The sequence below is a fragment of the Streptomonospora arabica genome (assembly GCF_039531585.1).
Lineage (GTDB): Bacteria > Actinomycetota > Actinomycetes > Streptosporangiales > Streptosporangiaceae > Streptomonospora > Streptomonospora halophila.
Genome location: NZ_BAAAQI010000007.1, coordinates 265003 through 280877 on the forward strand (window position 1 = coordinate 265003; position 15875 = coordinate 280877).

General features: G+C 75.1%; 13 protein-coding genes and 1 riboswitch. Of the genes, 1 reads left to right on the forward strand and 12 read right to left on the reverse strand.

The annotated features are described in order from the left end of the window. The 3 genes from ABD284_RS14555 to mnmA all read right to left on the reverse strand — a co-directional run bounded on the left by ABD284_RS14555 (position 1) and on the right by mnmA (position 3163). Complete coding sequence (locus ABD284_RS14555; protein WP_344143508.1) at positions 1–1023, reverse strand: methionine synthase; 1023 nt, start codon at positions 1021–1023, stop codon at positions 1–3. A gap of 339 nt (positions 1024–1362) precedes the next feature. Then, entirely contained in the window at positions 1363–1920 is a 558-nt protein-coding gene (locus tag ABD284_RS14560; RefSeq protein ID WP_344143509.1) for a DedA family protein, read from the reverse strand. A 157-nt stretch (positions 1921–2077) separates the two neighbouring features. Continuing rightward, a complete protein-coding gene (mnmA, locus tag ABD284_RS14565) occupies positions 2078–3163 on the reverse strand; it encodes a tRNA 2-thiouridine(34) synthase MnmA (protein WP_344143510.1) in 1086 nt (361 codons plus the stop codon). 136 nt (positions 3164–3299) lie between these two features. Between mnmA and ABD284_RS14570 the strand changes: the two genes are divergently transcribed. Further along, entirely contained in the window at positions 3300–4484 is a 1185-nt protein-coding gene (locus ABD284_RS14570; RefSeq protein ID WP_344143511.1) for a DUF695 domain-containing protein, read from the forward strand. 45 nt (positions 4485–4529) lie between these two features. On the opposite strand, the gene ABD284_RS14575 is transcribed toward ABD284_RS14570, so the two are convergent. From ABD284_RS14575 to ABD284_RS14615, 9 genes are all read right to left on the reverse strand, one after another. Next, complete coding sequence (locus ABD284_RS14575; protein WP_344143512.1) at positions 4530–5705, reverse strand: cysteine desulfurase family protein; 1176 nt, start codon at positions 5703–5705, stop codon at positions 4530–4532. Between the two features lie 133 nt (positions 5706–5838). Next, positions 5839–6783, reverse strand: a complete 945-nt coding sequence (locus ABD284_RS14580; RefSeq protein WP_344143513.1) for an electron transfer flavoprotein subunit alpha/FixB family protein — start codon at positions 6781–6783, stop codon at positions 5839–5841. A 30-nt stretch (positions 6784–6813) separates the two neighbouring features. Next, positions 6814–7593, reverse strand: coding sequence for an electron transfer flavoprotein subunit beta/FixA family protein (locus ABD284_RS14585; RefSeq protein WP_344143515.1), 780 nt, complete (start codon positions 7591–7593; stop codon positions 6814–6816). A gap of 266 nt (positions 7594–7859) precedes the next feature. Further along, positions 7860–9938 (reverse strand): serine/threonine-protein kinase, encoded by a 2079-nt coding sequence (locus ABD284_RS14590; protein WP_344143517.1) that lies wholly within the window; start codon positions 9936–9938, stop codon positions 7860–7862. A gap of 444 nt (positions 9939–10382) precedes the next feature. Next, positions 10383–10919 carry a YbaK/EbsC family protein gene (locus ABD284_RS14595; protein WP_344143518.1) on the reverse strand — a complete coding sequence of 179 codons (537 nt, stop codon included), beginning with the start codon at positions 10917–10919 and terminating at the stop codon, positions 10383–10385. Positions 10920–11073: 154 nt separating this feature from the next. Continuing rightward, a complete protein-coding gene (locus tag ABD284_RS14600; RefSeq protein ID WP_344143562.1) occupies positions 11074–11862 on the reverse strand; it encodes an enoyl-CoA hydratase/isomerase family protein in 789 nt (262 codons plus the stop codon). 195 nt (positions 11863–12057) lie between these two features. After that, positions 12058–12975 carry an energy-coupling factor transporter transmembrane component T family protein gene (locus ABD284_RS14605; protein WP_344143519.1) on the reverse strand — a complete coding sequence of 306 codons (918 nt, stop codon included), beginning with the start codon at positions 12973–12975 and terminating at the stop codon, positions 12058–12060. Further along, positions 12972–14705 (reverse strand): ABC transporter ATP-binding protein, encoded by a 1734-nt coding sequence (locus ABD284_RS14610; protein WP_344143520.1) that lies wholly within the window; start codon positions 14703–14705, stop codon positions 12972–12974. The genes ABD284_RS14605 and ABD284_RS14610 overlap by 4 nt, the downstream gene beginning before the upstream one ends. Continuing rightward, positions 14702–15265 (reverse strand): ECF transporter S component, encoded by a 564-nt coding sequence (locus tag ABD284_RS14615; RefSeq protein ID WP_344143563.1) that lies wholly within the window; start codon positions 15263–15265, stop codon positions 14702–14704. Before ABD284_RS14615 ends, ABD284_RS14610 begins: the two co-directional genes overlap by 4 nt. A 164-nt stretch (positions 15266–15429) precedes the next feature. Continuing rightward, positions 15430–15537: riboswitch (TPP riboswitch) on the reverse strand. Positions 15538–15875: the final 338 nt, after the last annotated feature.

Consider the following 15875-nt stretch of genomic DNA (forward strand, 5'->3'; position numbering starts at 1 on the left):
TCACCGGCGCCGCGGGTCCTCGCGCAGCACCCGGGCGGCCCGGCGGCAGGCGTCGAGCGCCGCGCGGGCGTGGTCGGGCGCGGCGCTCCCGAGCCCGCACGTGGGCGTGACGACCACGGCGCGGGCCAGCTGTTCGGGGGCGAGTCCGACGCGGCTCCACAGTTCACGTACAGGGTCGACGTTAGCGGCCGGGTCCGACACAACCCCGCCCGTACTCGCCACGACACCGGTAAAAAGACCGACTCCGGCCTCGACGGCGGTGCCGACGTCCTCGTCCAGCGCGCGTCCGATGAGCGTGGCGTCCAGGCTGACCGCGCGGGCACCCGACCGCCGCAGCAGGTCCAGCGGGACGCCGGCGGCGCAGCAGTGGGCGGCCGGCACCGCCTCCGCCGCGGCCAGGGCGGCGAACAGCTCGCGCAGCCGGGCCTCCACGGCGACGATGTCGGGGGCCGGCAGCCGCCCGTAACCGCTGGCGGTGGGCACGGCCCCCTGCAGCACCGCGGGCAGGGAGGGCTCGTCGACCTGCACCAGCAGCTCGGCACCGGGCACGCGCTTGCGCACCTCGGCGACGTGGGCCAGAACGCCCTCCAGATGCGAGGCCGCCAGGTCGGCGACGGCGCCGTGGTCGGCCAGCAGCTTCTCGCCCGAGCGCAGCTCGATGGCGGCGGCCAGCGTCCAGAGCCCGGCCACCTGGATCTTCAGCGCCCCCGACAGGCCCTGGGAGTGCTCCTCCAGCGCGTCCAGGTCGCGGGAGAGGAAGCCGCGCGCCCGCTCGGCGTCGCGGCCGGGACGCTGGGCCACGCGCCATCCCGCGGGCTGCACCTCCACCGGCAGGTCCACCAGCATCCCGGCCGATCGCCCGACGACGTCGGCGCCCGCGCCGCGCTCGGGCAGCTCCGGCAGGTGCGGCAGTTCGGGCAGTTCGCCGAGGACGGTGCGCACCGCCTCGTCGGGGTCGGTGCCGGGAAAGGAGCCGACTCCGGTGGAGCTCGCCTCCGGCCAGGGGTATCGCTGCTCAGTCACGACATCAAGGCTAGTCCAGACTCTGCGCGGGGATCGGCGGCCCGGGGCCCCGCCGCGGCCGCCGGGCCCGGTGCGGGCAGCGGGAACGGGGCGCGGTCGGCCCTCGCTGATCCCGAACCGCCGGCGGCTCCGGCGGAGGAGTCGACGCCCACCGGTCGGGGCGCCCGGTCATCGCCATCGCGGCGGGCGCCGGCAGGCGGCGCACGACGGACGCGTCGACGGGCCACGGCCGGCCCGAAGGCGACGCGGAACATGAGCACGGGAGCGGAGGCGTCGACGAACCGGGCGGGGGTGCAGCCGGGCGGCCCGCTGAGCCGCCCGTCCTCAAAGGCCGAGCGGTCAGGAGGAGCGGGAGTCCTCGGCGCGTTCGGGCTCCGCCTCTGCGGCGGACTCGGGAGCCGCCCGCACCTCGTCGGGGCGGTCGCCGCGCCGGCGCATGCGCCTGCGGCGCAGCAGGACCACCGCGGTGGCGGCGGCCGCGACGAGGACGCCGGCCGCCGCGGCCAGGGCGGGCGAGTGCAGGAAAAGGTCCCACCACACGGCGAGGACCGCGAGACCGCCGAGGCTGTAGATGGCCGCCCAGCCGGCGCAGCCGGGCAGCATGGCCGCGAGATAGCGCCAGTAGGACATGCGCATGGCGCCGGCGGAGAGGTGGATCGCCGACTGGATGCCCACAGTGGCGTAGGACACGGTGACCACGGGCGGACCGAAGCGGTTGATCAGGCGCTCCGCCCGGGCGAGACGCTCGCCGATGCGCTCGGCCATCCGGGAGCGGTGCAGGCCCGCGCCAACGCCGCGGCCGATCCAGTAGATGGTCTGCGTGCGCGCGAAGGCGATGGCGAAGAGTGCCGCGTAGACGATCCAGAAGGGTTGGCCGTCCAGGAACCCGTAGTCCATCGCACCCCCTCCGCACTGCCGCGCCGGGGCGGGACCGGCGCGCGAACTATGTTATGCCTAACCTAACCTCAGGGGACAGGGAGGCGCCGCGGATGCGAGGTTGCCCACCCGCTGCGGGCGAGGCGCGCCGCGCCGCCGCGGGCCGGGCCGGCACGGCCTAACCGGCGGCGACGGGTTCGCCGCTGCGGGCGGTCGCGGCGATGGTGCCCGAACCCAGCACCGTGTCGCCGTCGTAGAGGACCGCCGCCTGGCCGGCGGCCACGCCCGTTGCGGGCTCGTCGAGGCGGAGGAACAGCTCGCCGTCGCGCTGGACCGCTGTGCAGGAGTACACCTCGCCGTGGGCGCGCAGCTGCACGGTGCAGGCCGTGGGCTCGGCGAAGGGGGCGCCGCCGCTCCACACCGGGCGCTCGGCGGTGATCTCGTCGACGCGCAGCGACTCGCGCGGACCGACCGTCACGGTGTTGTCCACCGGCTCGATGGAGAGCACATAGCGGCGCTCGGCCGCGCCGCCCAGGTTGAGCCCCTTGCGCTGGCCGACGGTGTAGGTGTGCGCACCCTGATGCGTGCCCAGGACCTCGCCGGACTCGTCCTTGATCGGGCCCGGCCCGCCGTCCAGCCGCGTGTTCAAAAACCCGGCGGTGTCGCCGTCGGCGATGAAGCAGATGTCGTGGCTGTCGGGCTTGTCTGCCACCGCCAGCCCGCGGCGCTCGGCCTCGGCGCGGACCTCGTCCTTGGTGCAGTCGCCCAGCGGGAACATGGCGTGGGCCACCTGGTCGCGGTCGAGCACACCCAGCACGTAGGACTGGTCCTTGTCGGCGTCGACGCTGCGCCGCAGCCGGCCGCCGGCCTTGCGCACGTGGTGGCCGGTGCACACGGCGTCGAAGCCGAGCGCGACCGCGCGGTCCAGCACCGCCTCGAACTTGATCTTCTCGTTGCAGCGCAGGCACGGGTTGGGCGTGCGCCCCGCCGCGTACTCGGAGACGAAGTCCTGCACGACGTCGCGGTCGAACTCCTCGGCCATGTCCCAGACGTAGAACGGGATGCCGATGACGTCGGCGGCCCGCCGCGCGTCGCGGGAGTCCTCGGCCGTGCAGCAGCCGCGGGCGCCGGTGCGATAGGACTGGGGGTTCTTGGAAAGGGCCAGGTGCACGCCGGTGACGTCGTGGCCGGCCTCGGCGGCCCGGGCCGCGGCGACGGCGGAGTCGACGCCGCCGGACATGGCGGCCAGTACACGCAAAGTCATAGCGCCTTCCAGACTATGCGCACGCGCGGCCCCCTCTCGACCGGGTTTCGCACACGCCGCCGAACCCCCGCCCCCGCGGGGCGCCGCGCCCCGTGGTGTGGCGCGGCGGTCTCCCGGCTCTGCAAAAATCATGACCATGGCTCTGTTCCGTCGCCGCCGCTCAACGCAGTCCGACTCCGCCGTCGCCGTCGACGCGTTCTGGCGCCAGTGGCCCGAGTTCCGGGCTCCCCTGGCGGCTCTGGCCGAGAGCGGCACCCAACTGCCCCAGGACGTCGCCGACCGGCTGAAGGAGGCGGTCCGGCGCATCCACCCCGACGTGACGTGGCAGGTCGGCACGGCGCCCCGGGCGTCCGGCGGCGGGCCGGGCGACACGGGCGACCTGGATCTGGACGAGGACAGCGACCCCGGTCGGCTGCTGGAGCGCCTGGCGGCCCTCGACGACCCGCTGGCCTCCCTGGAGAACGCCGGCGACTACGCCCTGACACTCAGCGCGGGGTCCGACGACCAGGCGCGGGTGCTCACCGAGCGCTGGGCGCGGGCGGCGCCGCAGGAGCCGGGCTGGCGGTTCTTCCCCGCGTTCCCGCGCGACCACGACCGGCTGGGCAAGACCCTCGAATGGGAGGGCCACGAACTGGACCTGTCCCACTGCACCGTCGCGATGCGCGTCGACCAGCAGAGCAGCAGGATGGAGATCGGCGTCTACCACCCCGACTTCATGTTCCTGGCCGACGACCTCCGCGGCGGCGTGAGCGAGCGGGTGGTGCTGCTCGCGCTCGGCGAGGACGACTACGTGCGCTGGATCTCCAAGGTCGAGCCGCTGGTGGAGAAGCCGCTGGACCCGCTGCCGCCGGCGTCCATGCCGTCGGTGGTCGAGCAGCTGGCGAGCACCATGGGCAGCGGCGGCTGGGTGACCCTGCAGGGGCGGGTGCCGCTGCGCGGCATCATCGAGATCGCGGTGCGCCACCCGCTGCACCGCCGCGACTTCCCGGCGCTGACCCTGTACGTGCACGTCGCGCTGCCCTACACCAACAGCGACAGCGACCGGCTGCCGGCCGAGCCCTCCGCGACCGCGCTGGCGGAGTTCACCGAGGGCCTGCGCACCCTGCTGGGCGACAACGGCGCGCTGCTGGCGCAGCAGACCTCGGGCGGCCAGCGCCAGTTCTACTTCTACCTCGACCCCGACTCCGGCGTGCTGAGCGACTTCGAGCCCGCGGTGCGCGCGTGGACCGAGGGCCAGCCGACGCTGCAGAGCCGCCTCGACCCGGAGTGGCAGACCATCGACCAGCTGATGCGCCCGATCCGCCGCCAACTGGGCGGCTGACGGCCGCGGGCGGCCTGCCGGGGACCGGCCGGGGCGTGGCCGGCCTCAGGCCGCGCGGCGCTTGCGCCGGGCGGCGCGGGCGCGCTCCACGGCGGGGCCGATGGCCTCGCCCAACGCGTCGACGTCGGCGCGGGTCGAGCCCCGGCCCAGCGAGAACCGCAGAGAGCTGCGGGCGGTCTCGGGGTCGGCACCCATGGCCAGCAGCACGTGACTGGCCTGCGCCACGCCCGCAGAGCAGGCGGAGCCGGTCGAGCACGCGATGCCGCGGGCGTCCAGCAGCATCAGCAGCGCGTCGCCCTCGCAGCCGGGGAAGGACAGGTGGGCGTTGCCGGGCAGCCGGAGTTCGGGGTGCCCGTTCAGTTCGGCGTCGGGCACCCGCTCGCGCACGGCCGCGACCAGGTCGTCGCGCATCCGCGCGAGATCGCGCGCGTGCTCCTCGCGCTCGTCGACGGCGAGACGCAGTGCGGTGGCGAACCCGCGCAGCAGCGGGGTCATCAGCGTGCCCGAGCGGACCTCGCGCTCCTGGCCGCCGCCGTGCAGCACGGGCACCGGGTCGGTGCCGCGCGCCAGGAGCAGCGCTCCGGCGCCCGTGGGGCCGCCGAGCTTGTGCCCGGTGACGGTCAGCGCCGAGACGCCGCTGGCGGCGAAGTCGACCGGTTCGGCGCCCACCGCCTGCACGGCGTCGGTGTGGAAGGGGATGCCGTGCTCACGGGCGACGGCGGCCAGCTCGGACACCGGCTGCACGGTGCCGACCTCGTTGTTGGCCCACATGACCGACACGACGGCGACGTCGCCGGGGTTGCGGGCGATGGCGGCGCGGAGTCCCTCGGGCGAGACCCGGCCGAAGGAGTCGACGGGCAGCTCCTCGAAGACCGCGTTCTGCTGTTCGGCCAGCCAGTGCACGGGGTCGAGCACGGCGTGGTGCTCGACCGCGCTGGCGAGGATGCGCCGGCGGGCGGGGTCGGCCCGGTTGCGCGCCCAGAACAGCCCTTTGAGGGCGAGGTTGTCGGCCTCGGTGCCGCCGCCGGTGAAGACGACCTCGTTGGGGGTGCAGCCGAGGGAGTCGGCGACGCTTTCGCGGGCCTCCTCGACGGTGCGCCGGGCCCGGCGGCCGGCCCCGTGCAGGGACGAGGGGTTGCCGAGGAGGCCGAACTCCTCGGTCATGTCCGCGACGGCTTCGGGCCGGACGGCGGTCGTGGCGGCGTGATCCAGGTACACCATGGCGTTTCCAGGATACGGCGGTGCGGTCCCCCGCGGTCCCCCGGCCCCGCCGGCGGGCGCCGCCCCGCGCACGGGCGCGCGGCCCCGGCCGTGCCCGGACCGCGCGCGCTGCCGTGCCCTGCCGGCCCGGCGCCTACTTGCGCTTGTCGATCTCCTCGGTGAGCTGCGGCGCCACAGTGTGCAGGTCGCCGACCACACCGAAGTCCGCCAGCTCGAAGATCGGCGCCTCGGGGTCCTTGTTGACCGCGACGATGTTCTTCGAGGTCTGCATGCCGGCGCGGTGCTGGATCGCGCCGGAGATCCCCAGGGCCACATAGAGGTTGGGGCTGACCGTCTTTCCGGTCTGGCCCACCTGGAACTGGTTGGGGTACCAGCCGGAGTCGACCGCCGCGCGGGAGGCGCCCACGGCCGCGCCCAGCGAGTCGGCCAGCGCCTCGACCACCGAGAAGTCGTCGGAGCCCACACCGCGCCCGCCGGAGACCACGATGGCCGCCTCGGTCAGCTCGGGGCGCGCGCCCTTCTCCTGCACGACGCGCTCGACGACCTTGGCGCCGGTGGCGGCCTCGGAGAGCTCGACCTCGGCTTCCTCCAGCTCGGCGGCGCCCGGGGCGGGCTCGGCCGGAACCGAGTTGGGGCGCACCGCCACGACCGGAACGCCCGAGCGCACCCGGGCGTGGGTGATGGTCGCGCCGCCGAAGACGCTGTGCTCGGCGACCAGGTCGCCGGTGATGTCGACGACGTCGGTCAGCACGCCCGAGCCGAGCTTGACAGCGGTCCGCCCGGCGATCTCCTTGTTCTCGGGGGTGGCCGAGACGAGCACGGCCGCGGCCGACTTCTCGCCGGCCAGCTTCGCCAGCAGCTCGGCCTTGGGCGCGACCACGTAGTCGTTCAGCTCGGCCGCGGCCGTGTAGACCTTCTCCGCGCCGAACTCGGCCAGCTTCGCCTTGCCCGACTCGGCGCCGCCGCCGACCCACACGGCCGCGGGCTCGCCGATGCGGCGGGCGGCGGTCAGCAGCTCGGTGGTGACCTTCTTGACCTCTCCGTCGACGTGGTCGACGAGGACGAGGACCTCAGCCATCTGTCAATCCTTCCTTCGTCTCCGCCGGACCTATACGAACTTCTTCTCGGCGAGGAACTCCGCGGCCTTGGCGCCGCCGTCGCCCTCGTCCTTGACGACGGTGCCGGCGGCCCGGGGCGGGGCCGGCGCGAAGTCGGTGGTCTCGGTGCCGGCGTCGGCCACCCCGACCTGCGCGGTGTCGATGCCGGCGTCGGCGGTCGAAAGCTTCTCCACCGGCTTCTTCTTCGCCTGCATGATCAGCTTGAACGAGGGGTACCGCGGCTCGTTGATCTTCTCGATCACGGAGACGACCGCGGGCAGCTGCGCCTCGACGACGTCGTAGCCGTAGTCGGTGGCGCGCTGGATGCGGATGGCCGAGCCGTCGACGTCGACCTTGCCCGCGAGGGTGAGCTGCGGCAGGCCCAGGTACTCGGCCAAAGCCGCGCCGACCACGCCGGTGCGGGCGTCGGTGGACTCCGAGCCGAGCACCACGAGGTCGAACTCGACGGTGCCCAGCGCCTTGGACAGCGCGTAGGCCGTCTGCAGCGCGTCGGAGCCGTGCAGCGCGTCGTCCACGAGGTGGACGGCCTTGTCGGCGCCCATGGACAGCGCCTTGCGGATGGAGTCGGTGGCCTGGTCGGGTCCCATCGTCAAGACGGTGACCTCGCCGCCGTGCTTCTCCTTGAGGAGCAGCGCCTCTTCGATGGCGTACTCGTCGAGTTCATTGATGACGCCGTCGGACGCCGCGCGGTCCAGCGTGTTGTCGTCCGACGAGAGTTTGCGCTCGGTCGCCGTGTCCGGGACCTGCTTGACCAATACGACAATATTCATGGCCGGTGGCCGACCTCCCTGCACTCCCATGCGTCGCCCACTCGGACGGCGCGGGCGCTGGCGCGCCCGTGGCCCCTTACGGTGCCAGATGCACTGCTGCCATCGGGTGGCGGGGGCGTTCCCGTCACGCCTCCCGCCTGCGGTTTCCGCTCTGCCATCCCGATGTTACTGGCTAGTAGCCCCTGGGGCGAACGCGCCCCCGCCCGGACGGGCCGGGCAAGGGCGCCGAAGCGGTCGGCCCGGCTCGCGGACGCGGGCGGGCGGGGTCAGCCGCCGAAGAGCGCCCAGCCCGAAGGACCGTTGCCCATCAGCCACCACGACGGCGCCGCGCCGATCCCGTAGGAGCACACCAGCATCGCGAGCAGCACCGATACGACGATCACGCCCCAGTAGACGTAGGGGCTGCGGACGGTGACGGAGTCGATGGCCGAGCGCGCCTGGCGCACGGCGCCGCGTCCGTTGGGCCCCAGGAAGCTGAGCACCACGACGATGGCGAACGCGTAGGAGCCCACGAAGTTCGGCGTGTTGGTGCCGTCGCTGGTCAGCAGCGTGATCACGATGCCGACCACGATTCCGGCCAGCAGGTAGCCCAACCCGTAGAGCAGGTTGCGGCCGAGCGTGCGCAGCAGGGCCCAGGGCATGCTCAGCACGATGACCGCGTTGTCGGAGCTGCGCGGGCCGCGGGTCTGCAGGCGCCGCGCGTGCTCGCTCTTGACCGTCTCCAGCGCGCCGAGGACGCTCGCTGTGAGCAGTCCCACGATCAGGCCCAGGACCGGAACGGTCAGGCAGAGGCCGGCCAGGAACGCCAGCGCGGGGATGAGCAGCAGCCACGGCAGCGGGCGGGCGTCGTGCCCGCGGTCGTAGCCGCTGTCGTGGTCGTCCTCGCCGCTGGTGTCGATGTAGTCGCCGAGGCTGTCGCCGCCCGAGCGGCGGAACCTGTCGAAGAGCCCTCCGCGCTCCTCGGTCTCGCCGCGGTCCGCCCCGCGAGCGACGGGGCGCTCGTCGACCGGCGTGAGGATGTCGCGGAAGTCCTCGGGACGCAGCGTCGAGTTGAAGTACTGGGTGCTCGGGCCCGCCGCCGCGGAGTCGTCGGCCCCGTAGGTGCCGAGCATGCCGGCCTGCTGCGGTGAGGGGGCCTCGTCGGGGGCGCCGCCGACCCGGGTCCGGTCCGCGCCGCCCGCACCGGCGCGCATCGTCTGGTCGGCCCCGCCGACGCGTGTCTGGTCCGCACCGCCGGCATAGGTCTGGTCCGCACCGCCGACCCGGGTCTGGTCGGGGCCCGCGCCCATCGTGCTCCCGGCCGCGCCGGCCTCGGGTGCGGAGGTCCAGCCGCCCGGTGCCGCGCCCGCCGCGGCGGTGCCCGCTCCGGCGCCCGCGGCACCGGCGCCCGCGGCGCCCCGGCCGCCGCCGTCGTCCCCGCCGCCGCGGTCCGCGGAGGGTTCGCGGGTGGAGGCCTGCACCGTGTGATTGCCCGTCATCCCGCTGCTCACGTAGCTGGCGACGTCCTCGCTGAGCGGGAGGTCCAGGTTGAGCCGACCGGCCTGGGCGACCAGGCCGGCGGCCGTGGGGCGCGCGGACATGTCGCGCGAGACCGCCGCCTGCACCAGCGGCTGCAGCTGGGGGGGCATCCCGTCGAGGGTGATCTCGCCGTTGAGGATGCGGAAGAAGATGACCTCGAAGGAGCCGGAGCCGTAGGGCGCCGTACCGGTGGAGGCGAAGGCGACCGTGGCGCCCCAGGCGTGGATATCGGTGGCCGGTCCAAGGTCGGTGCCCTCGATGACCTCCGGCGAGAGATAGCTGGGCGTGCCGACGAACGTGCCGGTCTGGGTGAGCTTGGCGCCGTCGACCGCGTGGGCGATGCCGAAGTCGATGACGATCGGCTCGCCGTTGGAGATGATGACGTTGCCGGGCTTGAGGTCGCGGTGGATGACGTCGGCGGCGTGGATGTCGTCGATCGCCCGCGCCAGACCCGTCACGAAGCGGCTCAGCGCCCGGCCGCGCAGCGGGCCGTGGTCGGTGACCGTGGAGTCGAGCGTGGGGCCCGGGATGTACTCGGTGACGACCCAGGGGAGCTCGGCGTCGGTGTCGGCGTCGATGACCTCGGCGACGTTGGCGCTGTGCACCCGCCGCATGGTGGCCACCTCGCGTGCGAGCCGGGCGCGGGCGATGTGGTCGCCGGCGACCTCCGAGCGCAGCACCTTGATCGCGACGAGCTGGTCCTCACGGGGGTCGACGGCCTGGTAGACGACGCCCATGCCGCCCTGGCCGATCCGGCGGCGGATCCGGTAAGGGCCGACGCGTTCCGGCAGCTCCTCGCCCTCGGGGAAACCTGCCGACATTGCCATTACGAATTCATCCCCTCAACCTGGCACACCACGACATCTAGCCTATCCGCTGGAGATGGCCGGGCCGGAGGCCGCAAACCGCGGCCGACGGGCCTGTCCGCCACCGCTCACGCTGCACAGCGACCACGTCCTTCTGCACCGCGGCGGAACGGACCGGTCCGCGGGCGGCTCCCTGAGGCAAAACTAGCCGGGCCGCCGGGTCGCGGGAAGACCTCGGCGGCGACCGGCCCCGCGCGGGGCCCGCCGTCCAAGCGACCCCATGAGTATGACGCACGTTTCAGGGGTGTGGTTCCGCTCGCCGCGATGCGGGAGGGGCCCGGCACGGCGGTTCCGGCCGCGGCGCGGGTGCCCCGGAAGGGCTGCGGCGGACGCGGCGGCCGGAGCCGGGCCGCCGCGGCGGTGCGACCGGCGCGGGGCCCGGCCCGAAGGGAGGGGGCGGCCCGTTCAGTCGGTGCGCACGCCCAGGCCCGAGATCGCCTCGGCGCCGGGGAGCTCGGCGAGGTCGGCGCCGGGAAGCACGAGCTTGGAGGACCGCAGGCCGCTGCCCACGACCACGTGGCCGGCCTCCAGCACGGCCTGGTCGACCAGAATCGGCCACCCTTCCGGCAGCCCCACGGGGGTGATGCCGCCGTACTCCATGCCGGTCGCGGCGACCACCTCGCCCTGCGGCGCGAAGGAGGCCTTGCGCGCGCCCAGGTGGCGCCGGGCCGCGCCGTTGACGTCCGCGCGCGTGGTGGCCAGCACCATGCACGCGGCCATCCGCACCTGGCCCGCCCGCTTGGCGGCGATCACCACGCAGTTGGCCGAGGCCTCCAGCGGGATGTCGTAGGCGGCGGCGCACTCGGCGGTGTCGGCCAGCTCCGGGTCGATCGGCGCCGCCAGCACGCGCTCGGCCGGCGCCCAGCCTGCGAGCCGGGCGGCGACCGCCGACGCCGTCAGGTCGGTGCGCTCCAGGGCCGGTTCGGTCTTCAGTCCCCACATGGTCCCTCCGTCTCCCTCCGCGTCAGCGCGGCGCGCGTCAGCCGCCTCGCGCGCCCTGCCGTGTCCTCTCCTCCCGCGCGGCGCCCGCCCTCCTACGGCCGGCGGACGAGGCTGCGGCCGGCGCTCGCGCGGGGGTGTGTGCGAACCGGCCGGGTCAGCGGCCCGAGAAGCGCGCCTTACCGGGCCCCTCTTCGATGAAACTGCGCATCCCGGCCTTCTGGTCCTCGGTGGCGAACAACCCGGCGAAGTGCATGCGCTCGATCTCCAGCCCGGTGGCGAGGTCGGTCTCCAGTCCGCCGTCGATCGCCTGCTTGGCCGCGCGCAGCGCGAGCGCGGGGCCGCCGGCGTAGCTGGCGGCCATGGCCACGGCGTGGCCGTAGACGTCTGCCTCCGGCACCACCGCGTCGACCAGGCCGATGGACAGGGCCTCCTCGGCGGCGACGTGGCGCCCGGTGAAGATGAGGTCCTTGGCGCGGGCCGGGCCGATCAGCCGGGGGAGGCGCTGCGTGCCGCCCGCCCCGGGGATCACGCCGAGCCGGATCTCGGGCTGGCCCAGCCGGGCGTCCTCGGCGGCCACGCGGAAGTCGGCGCACAGCGCCAGCTCGCAGCCGCCGCCGAGCGCGAAACCGGTGATCGCGGCGATGACCGGCTTGGGGATGCGCGCGACGGCGGTCAGGGAGTCCTGCAGCACCCGTGAGTGGTCCGCCATCTCGGCGAAGCCCATCTCGGACATCTCCTTGACGTCCGCGCCGGCGGCGAAGACCCGCTCGCCGCCGTAGACGACCACGGCCCGCACGTCGTCGTCGGCGCTGACGCGCGCCGCGGCCGCGCCCAGCTCGCGCTGCACCCGCGCGTCGATCGCGTTCATCTTCGGCCGGTCCAGCCGGATCACGGCGACCGCCGGATGGCCTCCATCGCGCTCCACCCGGACGAACTCGCCAATGGCCTCGTCCACCGTCGTCACCAGGGCCCTTCTGCCGTCGACTACCCGCCTCGGCCCGGCGCCCCGGGCGCAGCCCGGCGTGGGCGCCCGACCGTCCGGCGCTCGCGCCTCAATACCTACCACTGCCCGGACCCGCCCCCCGCATCCGCCGGCACGCGCGGTGCCGCGCCCGCGGCGCGTGCGGTGGCGGCGGTGTCAGAAGCTCAGCGGTGTCCAGGTCCCGGCGGCGGCCGAGACGGCGTGGGCGGCGCCGAGCAGGGCGGCGGTCGCGGCGATGAGGGCCGTGTCCCGCCCGCGCCAGGTGCTCAGCCGGGCGTGGCTGCGCGGGCCGCCGGCGAACCCGCGCGCGTCCATCGCCATAGCGAGCAGGGTTCCGGTCCGGACCGAGCGCACGAGCAGGGCGAACGCCTTTCCCGCGAAGATCGCGGCCGCCCGCGCCGGGTTGCCTCCGGCGTCCAGGCCGCGGGCGCGGCGGGCACGGCCCAGCGTGCGCCACTGCTCGACCAGCAGCGGCACCAGACGCAGCGCGGCGAGCACGGCGATCGCCGGGCGCTCGGGCACCCGCAACCGCTGGACCAGCGAGTCGGCCATGTCGGTGGGGTCGCTGGTGATCGCGGCGAGCAGGCTCGGCAGGGAGATCGCCAGCAGGCGCACCGCCGCGCCGAGCGCCGCGACCGGCCCCTCCTCGCCGAAGACGAGGTTGACGAACCCGATCGAGGCCCCCATCAGCGCGAGGGGGATGCCCAGTGCGAGCAGCCGCGCCCGGTTCAGCCCGGCGAACGGCAGCAGCGCCAGGCCGCCGGCCAGCACGATCCCGGAGGTGACCGGGTCCACGACCGGGATCAGCCCTGCGGCGACGAGCCCGGCCGCCAGCATCTTGCCCGCGGGATCGGCCCGCGGCAGCCAGGCCCGCCGCGTGCGGGCGCGGGAGCGGGAGGCGGAAGCGCCGCCGTCGCGGTGGGGCTCCGGCGGTCCGGGCGCGGCGGCCCCCTCCGGCGGCCTTCCGCGGGGCTGCCGCCCGCGCGGCGCGCCGGGACCCGCGGTGCCGCGCTGACCCCGGCGGGCGGGCGCTCCCGCGGGGTCGGATTCCCGGGAGGTACCGGCGGTGCTCATCCGCGCCCCCTTCCGCTCCGCTTTCCCCGGCCTCGGCCCGGCGCCGCTCCTGCGCGTCCGCCGGCGGCCGCCGCCTCTCCCGGCCGGCTACCCGGGCCGCCGCCCGATCCACCGTCCGCCCGTTCGGGGCCCGCGCTCCGCTGCCCGCCGAGGACGGCGGCGCCGGCATCCGTCCGGGCGACGGGAGCCTGGGCGTACCCGCCGCTCAACCGGACCTCGACGTCGGCGAAGCGGTCCAGGAGCACCGAGTCGTGGGTGGCGGTGACGACCGCGCGACCGTCGGAGCGCAGCTCGGCCAGCAGTTCCACGAGCTCGGCCCAGGTGCGGGTGTCCTGCCCGAAGGTCGGCTCGTCCAGCAGCAGCACGTCCGGCGCGTGGGAGGCGCCCGAGCTCAGCGCCGTCGCCACCGACAGCCGCCGCTTCTCCCCGCCGGAGAGGGTGAAGGGGTGCACGTCGGCCAGGCCGGTCAGCCGCAGGCGCTCCAGCAGCTCGTCCACGCGCCGCTGCGTATCGCGGGGCCCCAGCCCGGCACGGCGGGGCGCGAAGGCGAGCTCGTCGCGGACGCGGCCGGTGACGAACTGGTCCTCGGCGTGCTGGAACACCGTACCCACGTGGCGGGCGAGGCGCCGGGCCGGCCACCTCGCCAGCGGACGGGTGCTGATCTCGGCCAGGCGCCCGCGGGGCGCGACCGTTCCGCCCCGGGGCGCGTCGAGCCCGGCCAGCAGGCCCAGCAGGGTGGACTTGCCCGCTCCGTTCGGTCCGGTCAGAGCGGTCGCGGTGCCCGCGTGCGCCGCGGCGCCGACGCCGTGCAGGACCTCGGCGCCCGGCTCGCCCGCCAGGCCGGCGCCGCCGGGGGCCCGCGCGGCGCAGTCCACCGCCTCGATCACCGCCGGTCCCGGCAGCGCGACCGGGCGCACGCGGGGGCGCGGCTCGCGTCCGGGCACCCATACGCCCTGTTCGGCCAGCGCGGCGCCCTGGTCGGCGAAGACGGCGGAAGGGGCACCGTCGGCGATCACGCCTCCGCCCGGTTCGACCACGACGACCCGGTCGACGAGGGCGGCCACCGCGTCCTGGGCGCCGTTTGCGTCGGAGGCGCCGACCACCTCGGCCACGCTGTGCTCGACGAGCACCATGGTCGCCTCGCTGCTGCGCAGCAGGTGCGCGAGCACGCGCCGGATCCGGGCGGCGCCGCCGCGGTCGAGGTTGGCCGTTGGCTCGTCGAGCAGCAGCAGGCGCGGCCGCATCGCCAGGGCCCCGGCCAGCACCAGGCGCTGCTTCTCCCCGCCGGACAGGGCCGCGGTGGGCCGGTCGGGACCGTAGCCGAAGCCGACCTCCTCCAGCGCGTCGCGGACCCGCGCCCAGATGTCCGCGCGCTCCAGACCGAGGTTCTCCGGGCCGAACGCGACGTCGTCGCCCGAGCGGGCCATGACCAGCTGCGTCTCGGGGTCCTGGCTGACGAGCGCGACCGAGCCGCGCGCGGCGTCGGCGCGGCCGCCGTCGACGAGCAGCCGCCCCTCATCGTCGCCGGAGATGGCGCCGGCGCTGCCGGTCAGCCCGGCCATCGCGTGCAGCAGCGTGCTCTTGCCCGCACCGGAGGCGCCGAGCAGCAGCACCCGCTCCCCCGGCTCCACGACGAGGTCGACGCCGCGCAGCGACCATCCGCTGCGGCCCGAGTGGCGCCACCCCCAGCCGGACAGCTCGACGCGGGCGCCGCCGCGGTCGGCCCTCATCCGCGCGCCGAGGGGAACGCGGAGAGCGCGCCGGCCCTGGCCAGGGCCGATGTGAGCAGCCGGGAGCCGGCGCCGCCGATGACGGCGGCGCTGATCACGACGAGAACGCCGTAGGTGAGCTGGAAGGACAGCGGCCAGGTGGGGTAGTAGCGGACGTTGTCCCACACGGCGGGCGCGATTCCGGCGGCCGCGCCGGCGAGCAGCGCGATCGGCATGCCCCAGCGGCGGTAGCGGCCGGCGGCGAAGACCAGCTCGGGCAGCAGGCCCTGGACGAAGCCCGCCAGGGCGACCTCGACGCCCCAGGGCGTGCCGAGCACCATGGACACGAACGCGGCAGCGGTGGAGGTCAGCACCGCGGCGCCGGGCTTGCGGACGATGAGCGCGCCCAGGACTCCGGGCACCAGCCACATGCCGTAGACGACCGCCTGGGCGGGCGGGAAGAACGCGAACAGCGGGGCGGAGACCTGCCACAGCAGGTTCCACGCCCAGAAGATCACGCCGACGGCCACACCCAGCACAGCGGGGACGACGATGTCGACCGTGCGGTAGCGCTGCCTCACCGTGGCACCGGCACCGGCGGCCGGCTCCGGGTTCGCGTTGCCGGTCGGCGGCTTCTGATCACTCACAGGACGTCCCTTCGCAGACGAAGCGAGGGAGACCCGGCCAAGAGCGCCGGCCGGAAACCGGGCGCCCGCGCATCGGGGCGCGCGGCCGCGCCGAACCGGCGGACGGGTTCACGACTCCCTGCGCTGGCATTACCCAGATCAGGTGTGTGAGGGTCTGCGGTCGCGGACCGCACTCTCAGCGCCCAAGCGCTCCCCTGTCGGTTTCGCCTCCATTATGGGGACCTACGCACACCGAAGGTCAAGGTGGCGCCGGATGCGCAGGTCGCAGGAGGTGATGCCACCCCACCCGGGCGGACGGCGGACGGCGGCATGCCTGCCGCGGCACCGGGACGGGTCGGGCAGCGGGCGCCGGGCGCGGCCGGCGCCGCGGCCCAGCGCGGTGCGGCGATCAGCCGGAACCGGCATGCGGACATGAACAGCGCGGACGACGTCGGCGGGGTATCCCGGAGCGCTCTGCGGGGCGACGCCGGCCACCGGCTCAGCAAGCTCGGCGAAACGGTGATCGCGATGATCGTGGCGGCCTTCGAGCCGCTGGGGCCGAACC